Annotated in this window: 20 protein-coding genes; 8 read left to right on the top strand and 12 right to left on the bottom strand. The window is 65.9% G+C overall.

The annotated features are described in order from the left end of the window. Position 1: 1 nt before the first annotated feature. The 3 genes from QXH22_RS12825 to QXH22_RS12815 form a co-directional block, all read right to left on the bottom strand. A complete protein-coding gene (locus QXH22_RS12825; RefSeq protein ID WP_306275781.1) occupies positions 2-1,195 on the bottom strand; it encodes an NAD(P)/FAD-dependent oxidoreductase in 1,194 nt (397 codons plus the stop codon). Next, positions 1,195-1,332: a hypothetical protein gene (locus tag QXH22_RS12820; protein ID WP_306243742.1), complete on the bottom strand. Its 138-nt coding sequence runs from the start codon at positions 1,330-1,332 to the stop codon at positions 1,195-1,197. The genes QXH22_RS12825 and QXH22_RS12820 overlap by 1 nt, the downstream gene beginning before the upstream one ends. Positions 1,333-1,478: 146 nt before the next feature. Beyond that, a complete protein-coding gene (locus QXH22_RS12815; RefSeq protein WP_306275780.1) occupies positions 1,479-3,275 on the bottom strand; it encodes an acyl-CoA dehydrogenase in 1,797 nt (598 codons plus the stop codon). Positions 3,276-3,375: 100 nt separating this feature from the next. Here QXH22_RS12815 and QXH22_RS12810 point away from each other — a divergent pair, with 100 nt between their 5' ends. Beyond that, positions 3,376-3,639, top strand: a complete 264-nt coding sequence (locus QXH22_RS12810; protein ID WP_306275779.1) for a hypothetical protein — start codon at positions 3,376-3,378, stop codon at positions 3,637-3,639. A 74-nt stretch (positions 3,640-3,713) separates the two neighbouring features. Here the strand turns inward: QXH22_RS12810 and QXH22_RS12805 are convergent, their stop codons facing one another. After that, positions 3,714-4,094 (bottom strand): hypothetical protein, encoded by a 381-nt coding sequence (locus QXH22_RS12805; protein WP_306243747.1) that lies wholly within the window; start codon positions 4,092-4,094, stop codon positions 3,714-3,716. 75 nt (positions 4,095-4,169) lie between these two features. Between QXH22_RS12805 and QXH22_RS12800 the strand changes: the two genes are divergently transcribed. Then, positions 4,170-4,706 carry a TetR/AcrR family transcriptional regulator gene (locus QXH22_RS12800; protein WP_306243749.1) on the top strand — a complete coding sequence of 179 codons (537 nt, stop codon included), beginning with the start codon at positions 4,170-4,172 and terminating at the stop codon, positions 4,704-4,706. Position 4,707: 1 nt separating this feature from the next. Here QXH22_RS12800 and QXH22_RS12795 read toward each other — a convergent pair whose 3' ends face one another. After that, positions 4,708-5,958: a cytochrome P450 gene (locus QXH22_RS12795; protein WP_306275778.1), complete on the bottom strand. Its 1,251-nt coding sequence runs from the start codon at positions 5,956-5,958 to the stop codon at positions 4,708-4,710. A 145-nt stretch (positions 5,959-6,103) separates the two neighbouring features. Here QXH22_RS12795 and QXH22_RS12790 point away from each other — a divergent pair, with 145 nt between their 5' ends. Both QXH22_RS12790 and QXH22_RS12785 read left to right on the top strand, forming a co-directional pair. Next, complete coding sequence (locus QXH22_RS12790) at positions 6,104-6,706, top strand: TetR/AcrR family transcriptional regulator (RefSeq protein WP_306243753.1); 603 nt, start codon at positions 6,104-6,106, stop codon at positions 6,704-6,706. Positions 6,707-6,724: 18 nt separating this feature from the next. Beyond that, the gene (locus QXH22_RS12785) at positions 6,725-7,639 is read left to right on the top strand and encodes a ribonuclease Z (protein ID WP_306243756.1); all 915 of its coding nucleotides are present in this window, start codon (positions 6,725-6,727) and stop codon (positions 7,637-7,639) included. Here QXH22_RS12785 and QXH22_RS12780 read toward each other — a convergent pair whose 3' ends face one another. Both QXH22_RS12780 and QXH22_RS12775 read right to left on the bottom strand, forming a co-directional pair. Continuing rightward, positions 7,640-8,743, bottom strand: a complete 1,104-nt coding sequence (locus QXH22_RS12780; RefSeq protein WP_306275777.1) for a GGDEF domain-containing protein — start codon at positions 8,741-8,743, stop codon at positions 7,640-7,642. A gap of 85 nt (positions 8,744-8,828) precedes the next feature. Further along, complete coding sequence (locus tag QXH22_RS12775; RefSeq protein ID WP_306275776.1) at positions 8,829-10,304, bottom strand: amidase; 1,476 nt, start codon at positions 10,302-10,304, stop codon at positions 8,829-8,831. Positions 10,305-10,381: 77 nt separating this feature from the next. Between QXH22_RS12775 and QXH22_RS12770 the strand changes: the two genes are divergently transcribed. Beyond that, positions 10,382-10,549: a hypothetical protein gene (locus tag QXH22_RS12770; RefSeq protein WP_306243762.1), complete on the top strand. Its 168-nt coding sequence runs from the start codon at positions 10,382-10,384 to the stop codon at positions 10,547-10,549. Between the two features lie 4 nt (positions 10,550-10,553). On the opposite strand, the gene QXH22_RS12765 is transcribed toward QXH22_RS12770, so the two are convergent. Then, positions 10,554-11,942, bottom strand: coding sequence for an ATP-binding protein (locus QXH22_RS12765; protein ID WP_306276027.1), 1,389 nt, complete (start codon positions 11,940-11,942; stop codon positions 10,554-10,556). Between the two features lie 127 nt (positions 11,943-12,069). Between QXH22_RS12765 and QXH22_RS12760 the strand changes: the two genes are divergently transcribed. Both QXH22_RS12760 and QXH22_RS12755 read left to right on the top strand, forming a co-directional pair. After that, on the top strand, positions 12,070-12,468 hold the full coding sequence (locus QXH22_RS12760; protein ID WP_306243764.1) for a Zn-ribbon domain-containing OB-fold protein: 399 nt from the start codon (positions 12,070-12,072) through the stop codon (positions 12,466-12,468). A 20-nt stretch (positions 12,469-12,488) separates the two neighbouring features. Further along, complete coding sequence (locus QXH22_RS12755) at positions 12,489-13,700, top strand: thiolase family protein (protein ID WP_306275775.1); 1,212 nt, start codon at positions 12,489-12,491, stop codon at positions 13,698-13,700. A 13-nt stretch (positions 13,701-13,713) separates the two neighbouring features. Here the strand turns inward: QXH22_RS12755 and QXH22_RS12750 are convergent, their stop codons facing one another. The 3 genes from QXH22_RS12750 to QXH22_RS12740 all read right to left on the bottom strand — a co-directional run bounded on the left by QXH22_RS12750 (position 13,714) and on the right by QXH22_RS12740 (position 17,112). Then, on the bottom strand, positions 13,714-15,177 hold the full coding sequence (locus QXH22_RS12750) for a PE family protein (protein ID WP_306275774.1): 1,464 nt from the start codon (positions 15,175-15,177) through the stop codon (positions 13,714-13,716). A gap of 175 nt (positions 15,178-15,352) precedes the next feature. Continuing rightward, on the bottom strand, positions 15,353-16,240 hold the full coding sequence (locus QXH22_RS12745) for a fructose bisphosphate aldolase (RefSeq protein WP_306275773.1): 888 nt from the start codon (positions 16,238-16,240) through the stop codon (positions 15,353-15,355). A gap of 113 nt (positions 16,241-16,353) precedes the next feature. After that, a complete protein-coding gene (locus QXH22_RS12740) occupies positions 16,354-17,112 on the bottom strand; it encodes an evbL (RefSeq protein WP_306275771.1) in 759 nt (252 codons plus the stop codon). Positions 17,113-17,161: 49 nt separating this feature from the next. Here QXH22_RS12740 and QXH22_RS12735 point away from each other — a divergent pair, with 49 nt between their 5' ends. Beyond that, positions 17,162-17,563: a YchJ family protein gene (locus QXH22_RS12735; protein ID WP_306275770.1), complete on the top strand. Its 402-nt coding sequence runs from the start codon at positions 17,162-17,164 to the stop codon at positions 17,561-17,563. A 6-nt stretch (positions 17,564-17,569) separates the two neighbouring features. Here the strand turns inward: QXH22_RS12735 and QXH22_RS12730 are convergent, their stop codons facing one another. Then, positions 17,570-18,397, bottom strand: a complete 828-nt coding sequence (locus QXH22_RS12730) for an alpha/beta hydrolase (protein WP_306276026.1) — start codon at positions 18,395-18,397, stop codon at positions 17,570-17,572. Positions 18,398-18,543 lie beyond the last annotated feature (146 nt).

Below are 18,543 nucleotides of genomic sequence, written 5' to 3'. Positions count from 1 at the left end.
CTCAGGACGGCCGCCGCGGCGGAAACTCGGCGCGGTTCTTGATGGCGTCGCGGTAGGCGTACACGCGGTTGGGGATGGTCCCCAGCACCGCGATGGTGTGCCCGCCGCGCCCGTAGGCCGTCACGAACTCCCATCGGTTCGGGTCACCTTCGACGAGTTGGACCGCGTCGTAGTCCGTTGGTACACCGAGCATTTGAACCTTGACGTGATACTGATCCGACCAGAAGTAGGGCACCTCATCGTACGGCTGTGCACGGTCGGGGCCGGCCAGCAACGTGCGCGCGGCGACGGCCCCCTGGCGCCCGGCGTCCTCCCAGTGCTCGGTCCGCAGGTGCCGCTCGTACAGCGGATGCCACCAGCGCGCGACATCGCCGGCTGCGACCACGTCGGTGCCGCCCTCGGCCCGGCCGGTGGCGTCACAGACCACGCCGTCATCCACGCGCAATCCCGAGCCCTGCAGCCAATCGGTCGCGGGCGTCACGCCCAGGCCGACGATGACGAGGTCGGCGGACACGTGCGCCCCGTCGGTGAGCCGGACGGCCTCGACATGCCCGTTGCCGACAATCTCCTCGACGCCGACACCGACCCGCAGGTCGACACCGTGCTCACGGTGCAGGGTGGCCCAACAGGGCGCGATCTCCTGCCCGAGGACCGCGGCGAGCGGGTTAACGCCCTTTTCGATCAGCACGACGTCGAGCCCCGCCGACCGGCAGGTCGCGGCGACCTCGGCACCGATGAAGCCGCCGCCGACCACCACCACCCGGGGACGCGAGCCGAGCCGCTCCCGGATCGCCAGACAGTCCTCCACCGTGCGCAGCAGCATCACCCCGTCGGGGACGCGGCCGCCCGGCCATTGGCGCGGGACCGCGCCGCTGGCGATGACGAGTCCGTCGAACCGCAGCGACCGGTCCTGGCCGTCGTCGCCTAACCGAACCGTCCGCGCCGGCATGTCCAGCCCCACGGCCGACGCTCCGCGCAGCACCCGGGCGTCGACCTCGAATTGCGGGGCGAGGTCGATGCCGGCCCGGTGGACCTTGCCGGTGAGAAACTTCTTGGACAGCGGCGGCCGATGGTACGGAGCGTGGCGCTCACTGCCCACAATGGTGAGCTCGCCCTCATAACCGTTCTGCCGCAACGTTTCCGCTGCCCGTGTCCCGGCGATGCCCGCGCCGACCACCACCACCTGCTCGAGCATTACGTCAGTCCTGCACGATGATCGTGTTGGGTGAACGGCTTGATTGCCGCCTCCAGCTTCGCGTCAACCGACCAATTGAAGCCGACCATTCGGCGGTATTTCGGGTGGCCTTCGTGATGAAGCGCGACCTCCGGCATCAGAAGCTCCTCCCCCAGCGACCGGCCACCGTGTGCAGCGGTCCCTTCTTCCGTCCACCGGGCCGCGTACCCAATCGGACTGTTGTCTATGCGTACGATCGTCGGCGAGTTCCGAATGTTCGCACTGCGGCCCGGGAGGCGGGCTGTCAGAACCAGCTGTCGCGCATCTCCAGCGTGGTGCGGTCCAGGCTCTGCAGAAGGTCGAGTTGCGGCCCCGTTCTCGGTAACTCGTAGGTGTAGAAGTAGCGGGCGGCGAACCGCTTGCCCTCGTAGAAGTCGCCGGAACGGCCGTGGGCGGCGACCAGCTGCTCAAGCCAGGCCCACGCGATGACGAGGTGGCCGAAGGCTTCGAGGTAGACCGCGCTGTTGGCCAGCGCGGCATCGACGTCACCCGCGGCGAACATCGACGTGGTGACGGTTACCAGACGCTGCCAGGCCTCGTCGAGTTGTTTCGCCATCGCGGCGGGCTCGCCGGCGAGGGCGGTCGCGCGTGAAACGGTGCCGGCAATGGTTTTCGTCAGCTCCACGAGACCGGCGCCGCCATGTTGAGTTACCTTGCGGCCCAGCAGGTCCAGGCTCTGAATCCCATGGGTGCCCTCGTGGATGGGGTTCAGCCGGTTGTCGCGGTAGTGCTGTTCCACGTCGTATTCACGGGTGTAGCCGTACCCGCCGTGCACCTGGATCGCGAGATTGTTGGCTTCCAGACACCACTGCGACGGCCAACTCTTCGCCACCGGAGTCAAGATGTCCAGCAGCATGCCCGCCGACTCGGCCTCCGCGGGCGACTCGGGGCTGCTCTGGATGTCCACCAGACGCGCACAGTACAGCGCCAGCGCCAGCGCACCCTCGACGTAGGACTTCTGCGCCAACAACATTCGTTTTACATCGGGGTGCTCGATGATCGATACCTGCGGCGCGGCAGGGTCTTTGGCGGTGACCGGGCGCCCCTGCGGCCGCTCACGCGCATATTGGAGCGCCTTCAGGTAGCCGGTGTATCCCAGCGCGATCGCTCCCAGCCCCACGCCGAGCCGCGCCTCATTCATCATGTGGAACATGCAGGAGAGGCCGCGGTGCGGCTCACCCACCAGGTAACCGACCGCACCCGGCCGCCCGCCGGGTTGATGCCGGCCTTCCCCGAAATTCAAAGCGGTATTGGTGATTCCGCGGTATCCCATCTTGTGGTTGAGTCCGGCCAGCACCACATCGTTGCGCTCGCCGATCGTGCCGTCGTCGGCGACCAAGAACTTCGGGACGATGAACAAGGAGATCCCGCGGGTGCCCGCGGGTGCCCCGGCGATCTTGGCAAGCACCAGATGCACGATGTTCTCCGACAGTTCGTGATCGCCGCCGGAGATCCACATCTTGGAACCGAACAGGCGATAACTGCCGTCGTCCTGCGGTTCGGCGCGGGTGGTGATGTCGGCCAGCGACGATCCAGCCTGTGGCTCGGAAAGACACATGGTGCCGGTGAACCGGCCGGCCAGCGTCGGCTTGACGAACCTCTCGATCTGCTCGGCAGTTCCGTAGTGGGACAGGAGATTCGCATTGGCCAGGCTCAGCAACACGTACCCGGACGTCGCCACGTTCGCCGCGTGAAACCACGCCAGTCCCGCACCGGCGACCACGGTGGGCAACTGCCAGCCGCCCAACCCCTGGTCCATACTCATCGCCAGCAGATCGGCCTTGGCGAAGGCTTCCAGCGCTTCCTTCACCTCGGGGATCACGCTGACCCGCTCGCCGTCGAAGGTCGGCTCGTGTGCGTCGTTCTTCTTGTTGTGTGGCGCGAAATATCGGGTCGCCAGATCCTCGCAGAGATCCAGCAGAGCCGAGAACGTCTCCTTCGAATGCTCCGCGAAGCGCTGCCGGGCCGGAAGTTCCTCGACTCGGAGCCACTCGAACAGCAGGAAGTCGAGATCACGCCGGGACAGCAGATTGCTCGCCATGTCTTTTGCCTTTCGAGTCGCTCCAACCGCAAGCGTACGGTGGAGGAAAGAACTTATATGAGCTAACTAAGCGGCGCCGTCCGCTGGGGAGGAGTGGGCCATGGCCCGCATTCCGTCGGACTGGGCGCAGAAGCTGACCGAACGCTCACGGCGGATCGGCTCCAACATCAACCTGGCCGAGTTGTTTTACACCGGCGAGCGCAGCACGGCTGCGGCGTACCTCACCGAACACGGCTGGCAGGCGCAAGTCCGCAACACCGAACAAGCTTATGCAGCACAAGGATTCAGCGTGCCAGACGACGAGTTGGCCGCCTTGGGCGATGCATCGGGATACCTGACCGCGGTGTATTCCGGCCGGGTGTGAAATGCACGACGCGACACGCCGGTCTTCTGTCGCGGAAGCCCCTCTCGGCGGGTCGACCCGCAGGACGCGGCGGGTCAACCCTGCAGCGCCATCGCACCCAGCACGAGGAACAGTCCTGCGCCGGCAGTGGCGCCCAGCAATGTCGTCTTCGGCGCTCCTGCCCGCAGAGCAATCAAGGACGCCGCGACGTCGGCCGCGTCACAGACGAGTCCGGCCTGCAGGACTGCCTTGTGTACCGCGGGCTCCGGATAGTGCAGGGCAGCACCCAGAACGAGATCGCGCACGCCGAACAGGCGGGTGACAAGTCCGACACTGGCGCCCTCGGGCAGTTTGCCGAGCCCGAACAACCGCGAACTGACTGCTGGTGCAGCCCAAGAGATTCCGCCGGCGAACATTCGTATGGCGGACATCGTGGTAGCGGCGGGGTGCTGAGTTCTGGTCAGGGATGCGGTCATCGGAGGCCGGCCTTCCGTTTGTAGTAGTTACTACAAACAGATTAAACCTGTAGTCGCGACTACAATCAAGCCCCGATGGGACACAAGTACACGCGGGAACAGATCCTCGACGATGCCGTCGCGATGGCGTTGGCCGAAGGACTCAGCTCTTTGACCTTCGGCGCGCTGGCCAAACACCTCGGCACCAGCGACCGCGTGATCGTCTACTACTTTCCGAGCAAGACCACGCTCATCACCGACGTGCTCCTCGAGGTCGGCAACAGGCTGCAGGAGACGCTCGCGCGCGCGCTCGTCGAACCGGCAGACGACCATCGGCAGCTGGTCCGGACCGCGTTCAAGATCCTGGCCCGCGACGAATTCGACCCGCTCTTCGCGGTCTACTTCGAGGTCTGCGGTCTTGCCGCCGCCGGCGTTGCGCCCTACCACGACCTCGCCGCACCGCTGACCGAGGGCTGGATCGATTGGCTGTCAAAGTTTTTCACTGGCACCGCACATCGACGGCGGGCCGAGGCCGAGGCCAGTCTCGCCCTCATCGACGGGATGCTGTTGTTGCGCCAACTCGCCGGGCCGGCGGCCGCGGACCGAGCCGCCAAGGCCCTGGGCATGCGGTGAGTTACCTCAGCGAATACCGAATCGGAAGGTGCTTGGGCCCGCCGACAAACGTGGTGGCGATCAGTTGCGGATCATCAGCTATCTCAATGGATTTGATCCGCGGAACCAGCTCGGAGAAAAAGCTGTTCATCTCCAGCCGGGCCAGGGCGGCCCCTAGGCAGAAGTGCACGCCGTGGCCGAAGGAGAGGTGCTTGTTGGGGTCGCGCCCGACATCGAACCGGAACGGGTCGCTGAACACCTCTTCGTCACGGTTGGCGGAAACATAGGACAGCAGTACGGATTCGCCCTTGGCGATCGGCACGCCGCGCACCTCGGTGTCGGCCTGAGCGGTGCGCATGAACTCCTTGACCGGCACCACCCAACGGATCATCTCCTCGACGGCGGTACCCATCAGTGCGGTGTCCTGTTGCAGGCGCTTGAGTTCGGCGGGATTCTCGAGGAGAGCCAGAAGTCCACCGGAGATCGCGGCACTCGTGGTGTCGTGACCTGCACTGGCCACGATCACGTAGTAGGAAATGGTGTCCATGTCCGACAGCGGCTCGCCGTTGATTGTGGCATTGGCGATCGCGGACGCCAGGTCCTCGGTCGGATGCTCACGTCGTGATGCCGTCAACGCAGAGAAGTAGTTGAAGAAGTCCAGCAGCGTCGCCAGGACGTCGGTGTTGACCTCGCCTCGCCTCAGCTCTTTGTCGTCACCGCCGAACATCTCCTGGGTGAGCTTGAGCATGCGCGCAAAGTCCGACTCCGGCAGACCCAGCAGCGAGAGAATCACATACAGCGGGTAATTCACCGCTATCTCCTGGACGAAGTCCAGTTCGGGACCCCGCTCGAGCATCTGGTCGACGTAACGCTTCGCCAGTTCGTCGCAGCGGGTCTTCAACGCCCGCATGGCCTTTGGACGAAACCAGTCGACCCCGATCTTGCGCATGTCACGGTGGTGCGGGTCGTCCATGTGGATCAGGGTGCGCAGACCGATGCCGGCCTCCTGGTCCGCGAGCAACTTCTCCTCGAGTTCGGTGACCATCAGCAGCGGGCGCGGGTGGTTGGTGAAGAGATCGTTCTGGCGCTCGATGGCCATCACGTCGGCGTGCTTGGTGATCGCCCAGAACGGCCGGTACCCCTCGACGTCGACCCATGACACCGGGGCGTGAGCCCGCAGGTGGGCCAGTGCTCCGTGCAGCCGCTTCTCGTCGGCGTAGGCCTCGGGATCGGCCAGAACCCGCGCGGCTTCATCCATGATCCGGGTGCTCATCGTGTCTCCTCAAGGCGCAGTGAACAGGGGCGTCAGCGTCTGCAGGTGGGCGAACGGGTCGGCGGCCACGGCAGCACCTCGTAATAATGTGGAACGATATCGTTCTAGATTAGGCCCGCGTCGAATAATGGGTCAAGATGTCGTTATGAGCGGCCGAACCTATGGCGGACTGAGTTCCGAGCAGCGTTCACAGGGCCGCCGCGCGCGTCTGGTGGAAGCAGCCCGCGCCCTGATTGCCGAGTCGGGCGTGGCGCCCTTGACCGTCGATGTGGTCGCCCAGCGCGCGAATCTGAGTAAGCGGTATTTCTATACCGAGTTCGCCACCAAGGACGACCTGCTCGACGCGTGTGCCGAGGAGCTGTTCGGGCGGCTGTACGCCCAGATGGAGGAGGTGCTGGCCGCCGCCCCGCTCGCCGAGCGGGTCGCGCGTACGGTGCGCGTGGTGGTGCACACGCTGGCCTCCGATCCCGCCGACGCCCGCTTGTACATGGAGTGTCCGGCCTACCCGCGGCTACGCGAACGTCAGCAGCGCGCGGTGCGGGACTTCAGTGAGTACATGGCGGTCCACGCAATCGCTTTCAGCGGAGATCCCAAGCCCGGAGTCGACCGGGTGCTGGCCACCCGCGCGCTGGTCGCCGGTACGACAGAGCTCATCATCGGCTGGTTGCACGGAGACATCGACACCGACGAGAACAGCATCGTCGCAACACTGACCGCCACCTCCCTCGGAGCGGCGGCGGCGCTATGAGTCAGGCGGCGTAGCGCCATGTCGGTCCGCGAACTGATCGTGCTGGGCACCGCCAGTCAGGCGCCCACCCGGTACCGCAACCAGAACGGCTACCTGTTGCGCTGGGACGGCGAAGGCCTGCTGTTCGATCCGGGCGAGGGCACGCAGCGCCAGATGCTGCTCGCCGGAGTGGCGATGAGCAGTGTGACGCGGTTGTGCGTCACCCACTTTCACGGTGATCACTGCCTCGGTGTCCCCGGCGTCATCCAGCGCCTGTCCCTGGACGACGCGCAGCACCGGGTACACGCCTACTTCCCGGCTTCGGGGCAGCAGTACTTCAGCCGGTTGCATCACGCCTGCATCTTTCACGACCGTGCCGACATCTACGCACAACCCGTCGCCGTCGACGGGCCGATCGCGGCGGGAGACTTCGGAGTGCTGGAAGCGCGCCGGCTCGAGCACTCTGCCGATGCGATCGGCTATCGGCTCATCGAGCCGGACGGCCGCAGATTCGTGCCCGAACTGCTGAAGCGCGTCGGCCTCGACGGCCCCGCAGTGGGCGAACTGCACGCCGCCGGCTCTATCGACTGGGGCGGACGGACGGTCGATCTGTCGGAGGTCAGCGAGGCGAGGCCCGGCCAGCGGTTCGCCTTCGTCATGGACACCCGGCTGTGCGACGGGGTCTACGCCCTCGCCGACGGCGTGGACCTGCTGGTGATCGAGGCGACCTTTCTGAGTCGGGACTCGGACCTGGCCGCTCGCTACGGGCACCTCACGGCGCGGCAGGCGGCGCGGGTTGCCGCCGAGTGCGGAGTGCGGCGACTGGTGCTGACCCATTTCTCACAGCGGTATCCCGACACTCGGGAGCACCGGGACGAGGCGGCCGAGGTCTTCGACGGCGACCTGGTCATCGCCGAGGACCTGGCGCGCATCCGGGTCCCCGAGCGGCTCTGATCAACGCCGGCTGCCACACAGTTCATGGTGGTGGAATCCGTTGCCGCCCAGCCTCTTGGCTTGATACATCGCGGCGTCGGACGCGGTGATGAGGTCGATGAGGAGCGTCTGGTGCTCACCAGGCGTCGTTTCATCAAGCCGGGCGCAGGCGGTGCCGATGCTGGCCGTCACTCCCACCGTCGAGTTGGCGATCGCCTGACATATCTGCTTGGCCAGCTGCTCGGCGTTGCAGCTCACCGACGTGCCGGCCAGCAGGAATTCCTCGCCGCCGCTTCGCGCAACGACCGCCTGTTCCTCAGCGGCGGCCAGCAGTGTCTGCCCGACCTGGACCAGCGCGTAGTCGCCGGCTGCGTGACCGCGGTTGTCGTTGAGACCCTTGAAGTTGTCCAGGTCGACCACCAGTACCACCAGGTGAGCATCGATTCCCCGGCGCGCCAGCATCATCCCCAGCGCATTGTGCGCGAAGGCGCGCCGGTTCAGCAGGCCGGTCAGCGGGTCACGGTCGGCACGCAGCAGGTCACCCGCCAGGGCACGGACCAGGACCGCGATGGCCAGCGGCAAGGCGATGTTGACCTCGACGACCAGCCACAGATCGACCACGGCCAGCGAAGGATGCCCCTGGTGCGCGAGCCGTCCGGCTTCGAAGAGGCCGACGGCGGCGGCCACCGCGAAGTTGTACAGCACGAATCCGGTCGTGTGGAAGAACGCCATGTATGCACCGAAGGTGGCGAAGGCGATGCACCCGATCAACGCCGCCAGCGGCTTGGGATGCGCAAGACAGGCCAACGCCACCGCGACATTGCACGTCATGGCGTAGGCAACCGACTGAGCGCGGGTCGGCCACCGCCACACCCACAGCAGCGCTCCCGCTGTGCCGCCGGCAACGGCAGCCCAGGTCATCGCGACCGGTATCGCGCCGCGCGGCCCGTCGGAGCCGTACAACAGCACCAGCAGACACAACACCAGCGAGGTGGAAATGGAGGCCATCAACATCCGGGTGGTTCCGCTGATTCCGCGCGCAGCCAGGTAGCCGGATAGCCAGTCAAACTGATCCGCCCGCTGCCAACGGTTGAAGATCCCAGGTCGACGCTTAATTGCCACCACCGATATCAGAGTTTCGCCGGCCCGCCAATCCCCTTGCCCCGAGGCCGGACACGCAGATTATTGCTGATACCCGATGCGTAGGCGACTACCCGAATTCAGGCGGAACCCGGTCGGACCATGGCGCCGCCTGTTCCAACTGCGCCGCCAGTCGGATCAACAGGGATTCGCCACCCAGTGGTCCTACGAACTGGACGCCGAGCGGCAGCGACTCGGCAGTCCAGTGCAGCGGCAGTGATATCGCCGGGCGACCGGTCAGGTTGGCCAGTTGGGTGTAGGGCACCCAACCCAGGTTCTTCTCCACCAGGTCGTCGACGATCTTGGTGTGGCGCAGCAGACCGGCGGTGCGCGTCTTGATCATCGCGTCAGATGCGCGTTGCAGTACCGCGGGCAGGTCGAACTCACCGATCTTGGGCGGCGGGGTCGCCAGCGTCGGAGTCAGTAGCAGGTCGTACGACTCGAAGAATTCGCTCAGCCGCAGGGTGTGCTGGTGACGCCTTTCCACGGCGTCCACGTAGTCGACGCTGCCCGTCGCGCGGCCGACCGCCGCCATGATGAGCGTGTCGCGCTCGAACGACTCGTTGCCGGCACCGGTCAGGCGCTTGGCCTCGTCCACGTCCCAAGCAAGGTGGACGAACCAGGTGAGCAGGAAGTCCCGGGCAAGCGCGGCGTCGTCGTAGGGAGCCTGCGGCAGTTCCTCGACGTGGTGTCCGAGTGCGGTGAGGGTCTGGACCGTGGCCTCGACGGCGGCGAACGCCTCCCGGTGCGGATTCGGCGTGATCGCCGACGGCACCCGTACCCCGATCCGAAGCTTCCCCGGATCCTGGCCCACCGCGGACGCGAACGGTGTGTCGGGCAGGGCAGGAATGTAGGGCCCGAAGGGCTCGCCTCCGCAGATGACGTCCAGCATCGCCGCGGTGTCACGCACCGTTCGCGACACCACACCCTGCACCGCCGCCCCGTGCATGGATTCGCTGGTCGTCGGGCCCATCGGGGTGAGGCCGCGCCCAGGCTTCAGGCCGACCAGGCCGCAGCACGCCGCCGGGATGCGGATGGACCCGCCGCCGTCGTTTGCCCCGGCGCACGGCACGATCCCGGCCGCGACGGCCGCGGCCGACCCTCCCGAGGATCCCCCCGGCGTTCGCTGGAGGTCCCACGGGTTGCGCGCCGGGCCCCACGCCTCCGATTCGGTGATCCCTTTCGCACCGAACTCCGGGAGATTCGTCTTGCCGAAAATGACCAGCCCGGCGTCTATCCAGCGCTGCACGATGGTCGAATGCTCGGCGATCGGCGTCGACATCAACGCGCGACACCCTTGCGAGCTGGGCAGGCCGGCATAGTCCTGGGCGAGGTCCTTGATCAGGAAAGGAACACCGGCGAACGGGCCTTGCAGCTGGTCAGCAGGCCCGGCCGGAACATCGCGCACGATCGCGTTGATCCGCGGGTTGACGGCCGCGGCCCGGTCCCGGGCCAGCGTGAGCAACTCGGCAGCAGATACCTCCTTGTCGGCGACCAGTTTCGCCAGCCCCGTGGCATCGTAGGTCCGGTACTCGTCGAAGTTCATGCTCTGACCGTAGGGCCCGGAGTCGGCTTTCGGCTAAGCCTTGTTTCGGAATCCGCGATACCGGCGATCCCGACGGGATGGATCCCCAGCAGCAAGACGAAAACGCGCCGGTGCCCGAGGACGCGCGCGAGACGACGCCCGGGCAGCGCGCGGAGGAAGACCGCCTGGAACACCAGGACGGAGATCCCGACGCGCCCGCTGCCCGGCAGTCCAACGACGAGATCGCCGACGAAAGCACCCGTTAGACGCTCAGAGATAGAGACCCGCAGGCACCACGGCCCGGTAACGACCGTTGCCGATTTCGGCCAACAGTGTCGCCGTGCCGATCCTTCCGTCAGCACCGGACAAGACCGCCCGTCGGACGACTTCGCGGATGTCGCTCCCGCTGGTCTTCTCGGGTAGCGCACAGACCACGGCCGCCGTGTCCACGTCAGGCCCTCCAGGGATGTCGCGAATGAGGGCGGCCAGGATGCGCGCGGCATCGGCGCGGTCCGGGTGTCCGACTTCGACGACGGAATCGAACCGCCCGGTGCGGATTGCGGCCTTGTCCAGCGTGGCGGCGTCGTTGGTGGACGCCAGGGTGAGGATGCGGGCGTCGCTTTCGATGTCCATGGCCTGCAACAGTTCCGACAGACCGCGGTCACCGGACCCACGGCTGTGGCACCACAGGTCGACGTCCTCGAGGACGATGAGCACTGGGCCGCCGAGTCGCTGGGCCTCCTCCACCACGGCGGTCAGCAAGTCCTCCCCCGCCCTGGCCTCGACGTAGATGACGGTGAACTCACCCACGACCTCCCGGGCCACCACCGCGCTCACCGCAGATTTGCCGGTGCCGGGCGGTCCGCACAGCAGGACCCCGCGCCGTGCGCCCAGGCCGTGTGCCCGGAGGGCTTCGTGCCGGTCGCGCACCGCTGTGACGCCCAGGTCGACCTCCGTCCACACCTCGTCGGGAACGATCACGGTGTCGCGACTGACCGTCGAGGGCAGCTCGATCACCGTGAAGCTGAGCCCTTGGTTGTTGGTGGCGCGCACTGCACGTCCCCGGTACGGGTTCAACGCGTTGGCGCGCCGGGCGAGACGATCCAGCACCGCGCGAGCGTGCGCCTGGTTGTCCGGCGTGACGAAGGCGCTCACTTCGGCGGAATGCATGATGCTGTCCCGCGCCTCGATGTGCAGGACGCATCCGGCGTCCGGCAACAGCGAGCCGGCCGGGAAGTGCACGCGCAGGCACAGCGGGTGCCGGTAGCGCTGGTCACCGATCTCGGTTTGCGTCCACTTCGGCGGGTAGGCGTACTCGCCGGGACCGACCTCGCACGCGTCGGCGTGTTCTTCGATCCACTCCGCCAATGCCAGAGCGGTGGTCAGCCGGGACACCGGGTTGAGTTCGCGTTCCTCGTCCAGGAGATAGCCGCAATCCGGCACGCCCAGGCAGCGCGCGGTGAATCGTTCTGCGTTCTCTGCACTTTCGCGCTCGGCGACACCGACGAGCAACTCGCCAAGGGCACGCAGTGCGGGACGCACACCGTAGTCCAGACCGTCCAGCCATGCACCGACGTCATCGATCACCCGGCGGTGCGCGGCACCGCCGCCGGTGGTGCCGGCGGTCAGATCGGTCAGTTGGTCATCGGTAAGAGTCATCGCCTTGTCGTGGTCGAGGGTGGGCAAGCAGCGGTCCACCATCGCACCTGACCGAGGGGTGGTCAACTGGTTTTTGGTGGGAACCGTGCAAGGATTCTCAGTAGCCGACGACGCGACGGAGGTTCCGATGCCCGGGCAGATCCCCTTGGTCGACTACCTGGTGCTCGACGACGGCGATCCGCACCTCGTTGCGCACCAATGCGCACAGTGCGGCGCCAGGTTCTTCGATCGCCGGAACGCGTGTGCCAACTGCTTTGCAACGGACTTCACCGGCGTTGCAGTGGCCACCGAGGGCACCGTGCGGACGTTCACCATCGTCACCTTCGCCGCGCCGGGAATCCCCACTCCCTTCGTCGCTGCGGTCGTCGATTGCGACGGCACCCAGGTCCGGGCGAATCTCGTCAACGTCGAACCAGACCCCGACCATGTGCGGGACGGGATGAAGGTGCGACTGACCACCTACCCCATCGGCACCGACTCCCACGGCACCGAGGCCATCGGCTTCGGCTTCGAGCCCGCCGACTGAGCGATCCGCAAAGGAGCATCATGAGCGCCAGTGACGACGTCTGGATCCTCGGCATCCGGATGACCAAGTTCGGTAAGCACCCCGACCGTGACACCGTCGACCTGGCTGCCGAGGCCGCGATGGGTGCGCTCGCCGACGCCGGGGTGACGATGGCGGACATCGGTGTGATCGCCGCCGGCAACCTGATGGCAGCCAATGCCGGCATCGGACAGCAGCTGCAGAAGCAGATTGGCCAGACCGGCATCCCGGTGTACAACGTGGCGAACGCATGCGCCACCGGCGCCACCGCACTGCGCACCGCGATCATGGCCGTCAAGGCCGGAGAAGTTGCGTACGGTATGGCCGTCGGCGTCGAAAAGCTCTCGGGCGCAGGACTGCTCGGAGGCGGCGGCAAGAAGAAGTCCGACGCCGACGTCTGGGAGCCGAAGGGGCGTTACGGCGCGGTCGCACCGGTTGACGGGCGGATCGGCACCGAAGCCATGCCGGGAGTATTCGCACAGATCGGCACCGAATACGGGCACAAGTACGGCGGCACCAGCTTCGAGCTGTTCGCCCGGATCAGCGAGAAGAACCACGCTCATTCCACACTCAATCCTCTTGCTGCGTACCAGAAGAGGTTCACCCTTGAGCAGATCATGGGCGATGTGATGATCGCATACCCCAATACCCGTCCGATGTGCTCGGCCAACTGCGACGGCGCGGCGGCAGCGATTGTGTGCAACGGCGAGACGTTGAAATCGCTGTCGCAGGAACAGCGCCGGCGCGCCGTCAAGGTGTCGGCGTCAGTGCTGACCACCGACCCCTACGAAGAGGGCTGCCAGGTTCTGCCGAACGTCAACACCCTCACCCGCAACGCCGCCGCGACCGCTTACGAGCAGGCCGGCATCGGGCCCGGCGATCTGGACCTGGTTGAGCTGCACGACTGTTTCGCCACCGCCGAGCTGGTGCACTACGACAACCTGATGTTGTGCGAAGAGGGCGGCGCCGCAGACTTTTTCAACTCGGGCGCCACCTGGCGCGACGGCGCGACGCCGGTCAACGTGTCCGGCGGGCTGCAGTCCAAGGGCCACCCCATCGCGGCCACGGGCATCGCCAACATCTGGGAGATCTGCCATCACCTGCGCGGCGAGGCCGGTGACCGCCAGATCGCGAACGCGAAGGTGGGCCTGGCGCACGTCATCGGATTGGGGTCGGCGTGCGGCGTGCACGTGCTGGAAAAGTCGGCCGGGTAACCCCTCCGGCGCGCTACGCGATCTGGGTCGCGAGCAGTTGGGCTGCGTTGTACAAGCCGGTAACCAGGCCACTGAGCGGCGTGCCCGCGACCGGAACGGTGAGTGTTCCGACGATCGGCAGACCGCTCAACGACGCGGTGTAACCGGTGTTGGGAACGAGAATTCCGCTCAACGGGAGATTGATGACGGTGGGATAGCCACTGATGTCGAAACCGATTGGGAGCGTGGTCGTGCCGTTGAGGAAGCCGTCGGCGATGACGGCGGGTGCGTCGATGATCGCCCCGGCCGCTCCGGCCCAGTCTCCGGTACCCACCGCGTCACTGACGCTGGTGAAGCTGGAGTCGATCGCGATCAACGTGTTGACCGGCGCACCCAACGCATCGACAAGGAGCGTCAACGGAAGACCGAACGTCGCTGCGAGAGATACGTTCACCGACGGAGGAAGGAGTCTGATGCTGATCAGTGCGTCTGCGGTAATGGACGTGTTGGTCACCGTGTTGACGACGTTGGTGAAGTTCTGGGCGATCTGCGCCGGGATGGAGCCGGCGGGCAGCAGGTTGGTGAAGTTCTGAGCCATCATCCCCGGGATGGTGAGGATGGGTAACAGAGCTCCCACCGAACCCGCCGGGGTGACGGTGGCGGTGAGCCCGGGTGGGATGAGGGGGTCCCCGGTGCTACTGACATCGACGCCGGTGACGAACAGGTTTCCGACGCCGGTCGCGATGTCGCTCACGGCGCCACCGATGTCACCCGCCATAAGGGCCTGTCCCGCCGACTGGAAGGCGGCCGGCAGCCCCTGCAGACCGGCAACGAAGTCGGTGGCCCCGTTCTGCAGCGACGTGCCGATGATCTGGGCATAGGCAACCTGATTACTGATGAACTGCTGGATGTACGGCGCCGGATTGAAGGCGAGAAATGTTTGGATCGCCGCCCTGACGTTCGCCGGCAGATCGGCCAGCACCGCCGGGAAGTTCTGCACCACATACTGAACGTCGGCGGCGATCGTGTGCGCGTAGGCCATTTGGTTCGTGACGAACTGTCGCAGCAGCGGCGCGGGGTTGGCGGACCACACCGTGTTGAGAGTTTGCAGGTTTGCGACGGTGTTCGCGTACAACGTCTGATAAGCACCGCCAAAGCCGCCGGCGGCCGCGGGCAGCCCGGTCGAGCCGGATAGCGGCGAAAGAGCACTCTCGGCGTTGGCGATCTCCGTGCTCAGATAGGCTCCGGCAGCGGCGTTCAGCGCATTGACGAACTCCGCGTGAAACACTTGCGTTTGCGCGCTGATGATTTGGAACTCCTCGCCGAAATCGGCGAACAACGAAGCGATCGCGGCGGAGACCTCGTCCGCGGCCGCCGGCACTACCGCGCTTGTCGGCGTCGCGGCCGACGCCGATGCCTCGGCCAGGATCGACCGGATTCCCGCCAAATCCCGGGCTGCCGCCTGCACCTGCTGCGGCGCCGCCATAACGAACGACATGAGCATCTCCCCCCGATACTGTGACTTTAATCGGGAGATATCCGCGCGCGTGGAGAAACTCGATTTTCGGCAACGGAATCGGTGGCTGCCATTTCAGCCGCGAATTGCGCCTCGGTTCGAATTCGTTTCCCAGGCAATTGCTTCCGAGAAGGATCTGGGCGGCCCCCGGGGGGTCCTAGGTCACGGATGCGGCGTAGATCTGTTCGATGTTCGCTCCAAGCTTGGCGTCGAATTCAGCGTCGGTTTGATCGACCAGCAAACCCTCGGTGAGGGCACGCGAAAAGCTGGCGATGAGACCATGATTGCGCGCCAGGATCGCGCAACTCTCGTCCAGGCTGTACCCGCCGGACAGCGCGACCACCCGGAGAACCCGGGGATGCTCGATGAGCGGTGTGTAGAGGTTGTCCTCGCTGGGCAGGGTGAGCTTGAGCATCACCTGCGTATCCCCGGGCACCTCATCGAGTTTCGCACTCAAAGCCGCCAGTAGCAGGTTGTCGGCCTTGGGCTTGTCCGGGCTTTTGATACTCACCTCGGGCTCGATGATCGGCATCAGTCCGCGGTCGATAATCCGATAGGCGTAGTCGAACTGCTGGTCGACAATAGCTTTGATCCCTTGGTCATTCGGCTCTTGAATGAACGACCGCATCTTGGTGCCGAAGATGTGCTTTTCCACCGCCCGGTCCAGCAGGGAATCCAGTTTCGTCATGGGTTTCATGAGCTGCACACCGTTTTCGGCGTCGGCCAGACCCTGGTCGACCTTGACGATCGGCACGATACGCTTCTGCTCCCACAGAAACGCGGCGGTGTCCTGACCTTCGATGGCCCGGTCCATGGTCTGCTCGAAGAGAATGGTGGCCAGGACCTGCTCGCCGGAAAAGCGGGGACTCGACATGATTCGTTCCCGCATCTCATGGATGAGGTTGAACATCTTCTCGTCGCTGTCGTAGGCATCTTCTGAAATGCCATACAGCTTCAAGGCTTTCGGGCTGCTTCCACCGCTTTGATCCAGCGCGGCGATAAAACCGGGCCGCGATGCCATCGCTGCGCGTTGCTCGTCGTTCACTGCGCTCCCTCCTTGCGACCTTCCGTCCGGCCGGGATGACGTCCGGGCCGTTGCGGAAGGACCACTATCAAAACGACCATAACCGCCCCGATCACCGCAGAGGCCAGGGGCGCTCAGCCCGCAAGACTCGCCCTCATTGACGCCAGCGCGTCGGCGCTCAGTCGCGCGAGTTCGTCCGCCTCTGCGGCGTCGAGGGCGGCCGCGAAGATCTCCGCCATGCGGTGGTTGGTGGCGTCCTCGACCGCGGTGTAACGGTCTTTCTTCGCGGCGCCGTCCGCGAACGGTTCCGGCCAGGCGAACATCTTTGTGTACTCCGGACCCTTGTTGAGCATGTGTGCTTCCACGGGCGTGATTCCGGAGTCGGTCAGGACGTTGAAATGAACGGCCGCTCGCAATTCGCGCAGGATGAACATCACCTGCAGCGCGCGCGCCGGCGCGTCATCGGCCAGCGGCATGGTGCGCCAGCCCGCATACAGCGGCAGTCCCGCACCGGGCGTCGCGGCAATGATCTTCTCTCCCAACGCCGCCAGGCGGTCCAGCCCCGCTGCGCCGACCAGATACTTGCGGCCGAAGTCGGCGGTCTGTTGCCAATATTGTTCGGCGGCGCCGGCGGCGCCGCGCACCGCGACGCCTTCTTCCCACAGCGCGGCGAGGGACTCGGGTTCGAACACGACGAACGCCGAACTGACCGTCTCGCCGCTGACATCACCCAAGACTCCACCGCGACCGGCGACGTATCCGGCCAGTGGGTTCTGGTACCCGGCCGCGATACTCTCCGCGAAAGTCTCCGGATGCAGCATGAAGACCGCCACAGCCTGCTGTATCGGGTCCCCCGCGGCACGGGCGGCTTCGGCTATGCCGGTGTCGGTCATCGCGATTTCTCCTTCGCTGTTGCGCCTTTCAGCCTGAGACAATCTCCTCATGGGCGTCAAGGCACAAGACGAAGAGGGGTGCCCGTGCGGATCCGGCAGCGGCTACGCCGACTGCTGCGGGCCACTGCACGCCGGCGAACGGGACGCCGACACCGCACTGACGCTGATGCGGTCACGCTTCAGCGCCTTCGCCCTGGGCGACGCCGATTACCTTTCCACGAGCTGGCATCCCCGCACGCGACCAAAGCGACTGCACCTGGACAGCGACGTCGTGTGGCGTCGGCTGCAGATCGTCGACACCGAAGCCGGTACCCACGATGACACGACCGGAGTGGTCGAGTTCCGCGCCCAGTATGTGCGGGACGGCAAGCGCCAGATCCTGCATGAACGCAGCCGATTCACCCGGGAGAAGGGCCGCTGGCTGTATGTCGACGGAGACGTAGGTGACTGAGGATCTTCACCAGCCCTGCGACGCCAACCAGGTGCGAATGCGCTCCGCTACCGCGGGCCAGCGGGGCTCGAGCATCATGTCGTGGCCCATGCCAACGAAGATTTCCGCCCGGGTGCGGTATGCGCCGGCCGTCGCATGGACCTCACTCGTGGTGATCGAGCGATCTAGTTCCGCGCCGAGGACGAGCAGCGGCGCCGAGACATGCTGCGGCTGGGCGGGATTGAACATGGTGTCGAGTATCGGGCGCGGGCTCTCCTCGTCGAACCGTGCCGCCCAGCGCGCGACGTCAGCTTCGGCCGTCTCGGGTGAGAAGAAGGCTTCTCTCGCACGAGGCGGGGTATTGATCATCCGCACTGATTTTCCGGTGACCGTTGCCCTGGCCATCCGCAGCGGATGCCGACGTGCGGAACGGAGCATGAACCGGAGCAGTCCCTGCGGCGGCGCGGAAGCGAGCAGAACAGCGGCCGGCGCTCGGTGCACCTCTAGATACTTTTGCACCACAAACCCACCGAGCGAGTGCCCGATGAGGATGGGAGCGGCGGGAAGTCGCCCCGCCACCGAATGCACGTCGTTGACATAGTCGGCGAGCGAGACCTTAGACAGGCGGCCAGGAGCCGGACTACCGCCGTGCCCGCGCAGGCTCACCGCGACGGCACGGAATCCTCTCTCGGCGAAGAAGTCGAGGAAGTGCTCGTCCCAGCACCACGCGGCGTGCGCGGCACCGTGGACGAACAGCAGTGGATTCGGGTGGGACGCAACGCCGCGCCCCTTGTCGATCGTTTCGAGGCCGGTGGTCGGCGCCGCGTGCAGATTGTCCGTTCCGGCGTTTGACATCGTCACAGTCATCCCCTCCTTGAGTGCGCCGAACACGACTATCGCCAAAGCGTCGCCGGCAACCATCCGCCGAACCGCGTAGATCGAGGTGCTGACGGGTCGTAGATCCGCACCACCACCGCATTGGGTTGCTGGCTACCATGAGC

The sequence above is a fragment of the Mycobacterium sp. TY814 genome, assembly GCF_030755175.1.
Taxonomy (GTDB): domain Bacteria; phylum Actinomycetota; class Actinomycetes; order Mycobacteriales; family Mycobacteriaceae; genus Mycobacterium.
This window is presented reverse-complemented; position numbering and strand designations above follow the sequence as displayed.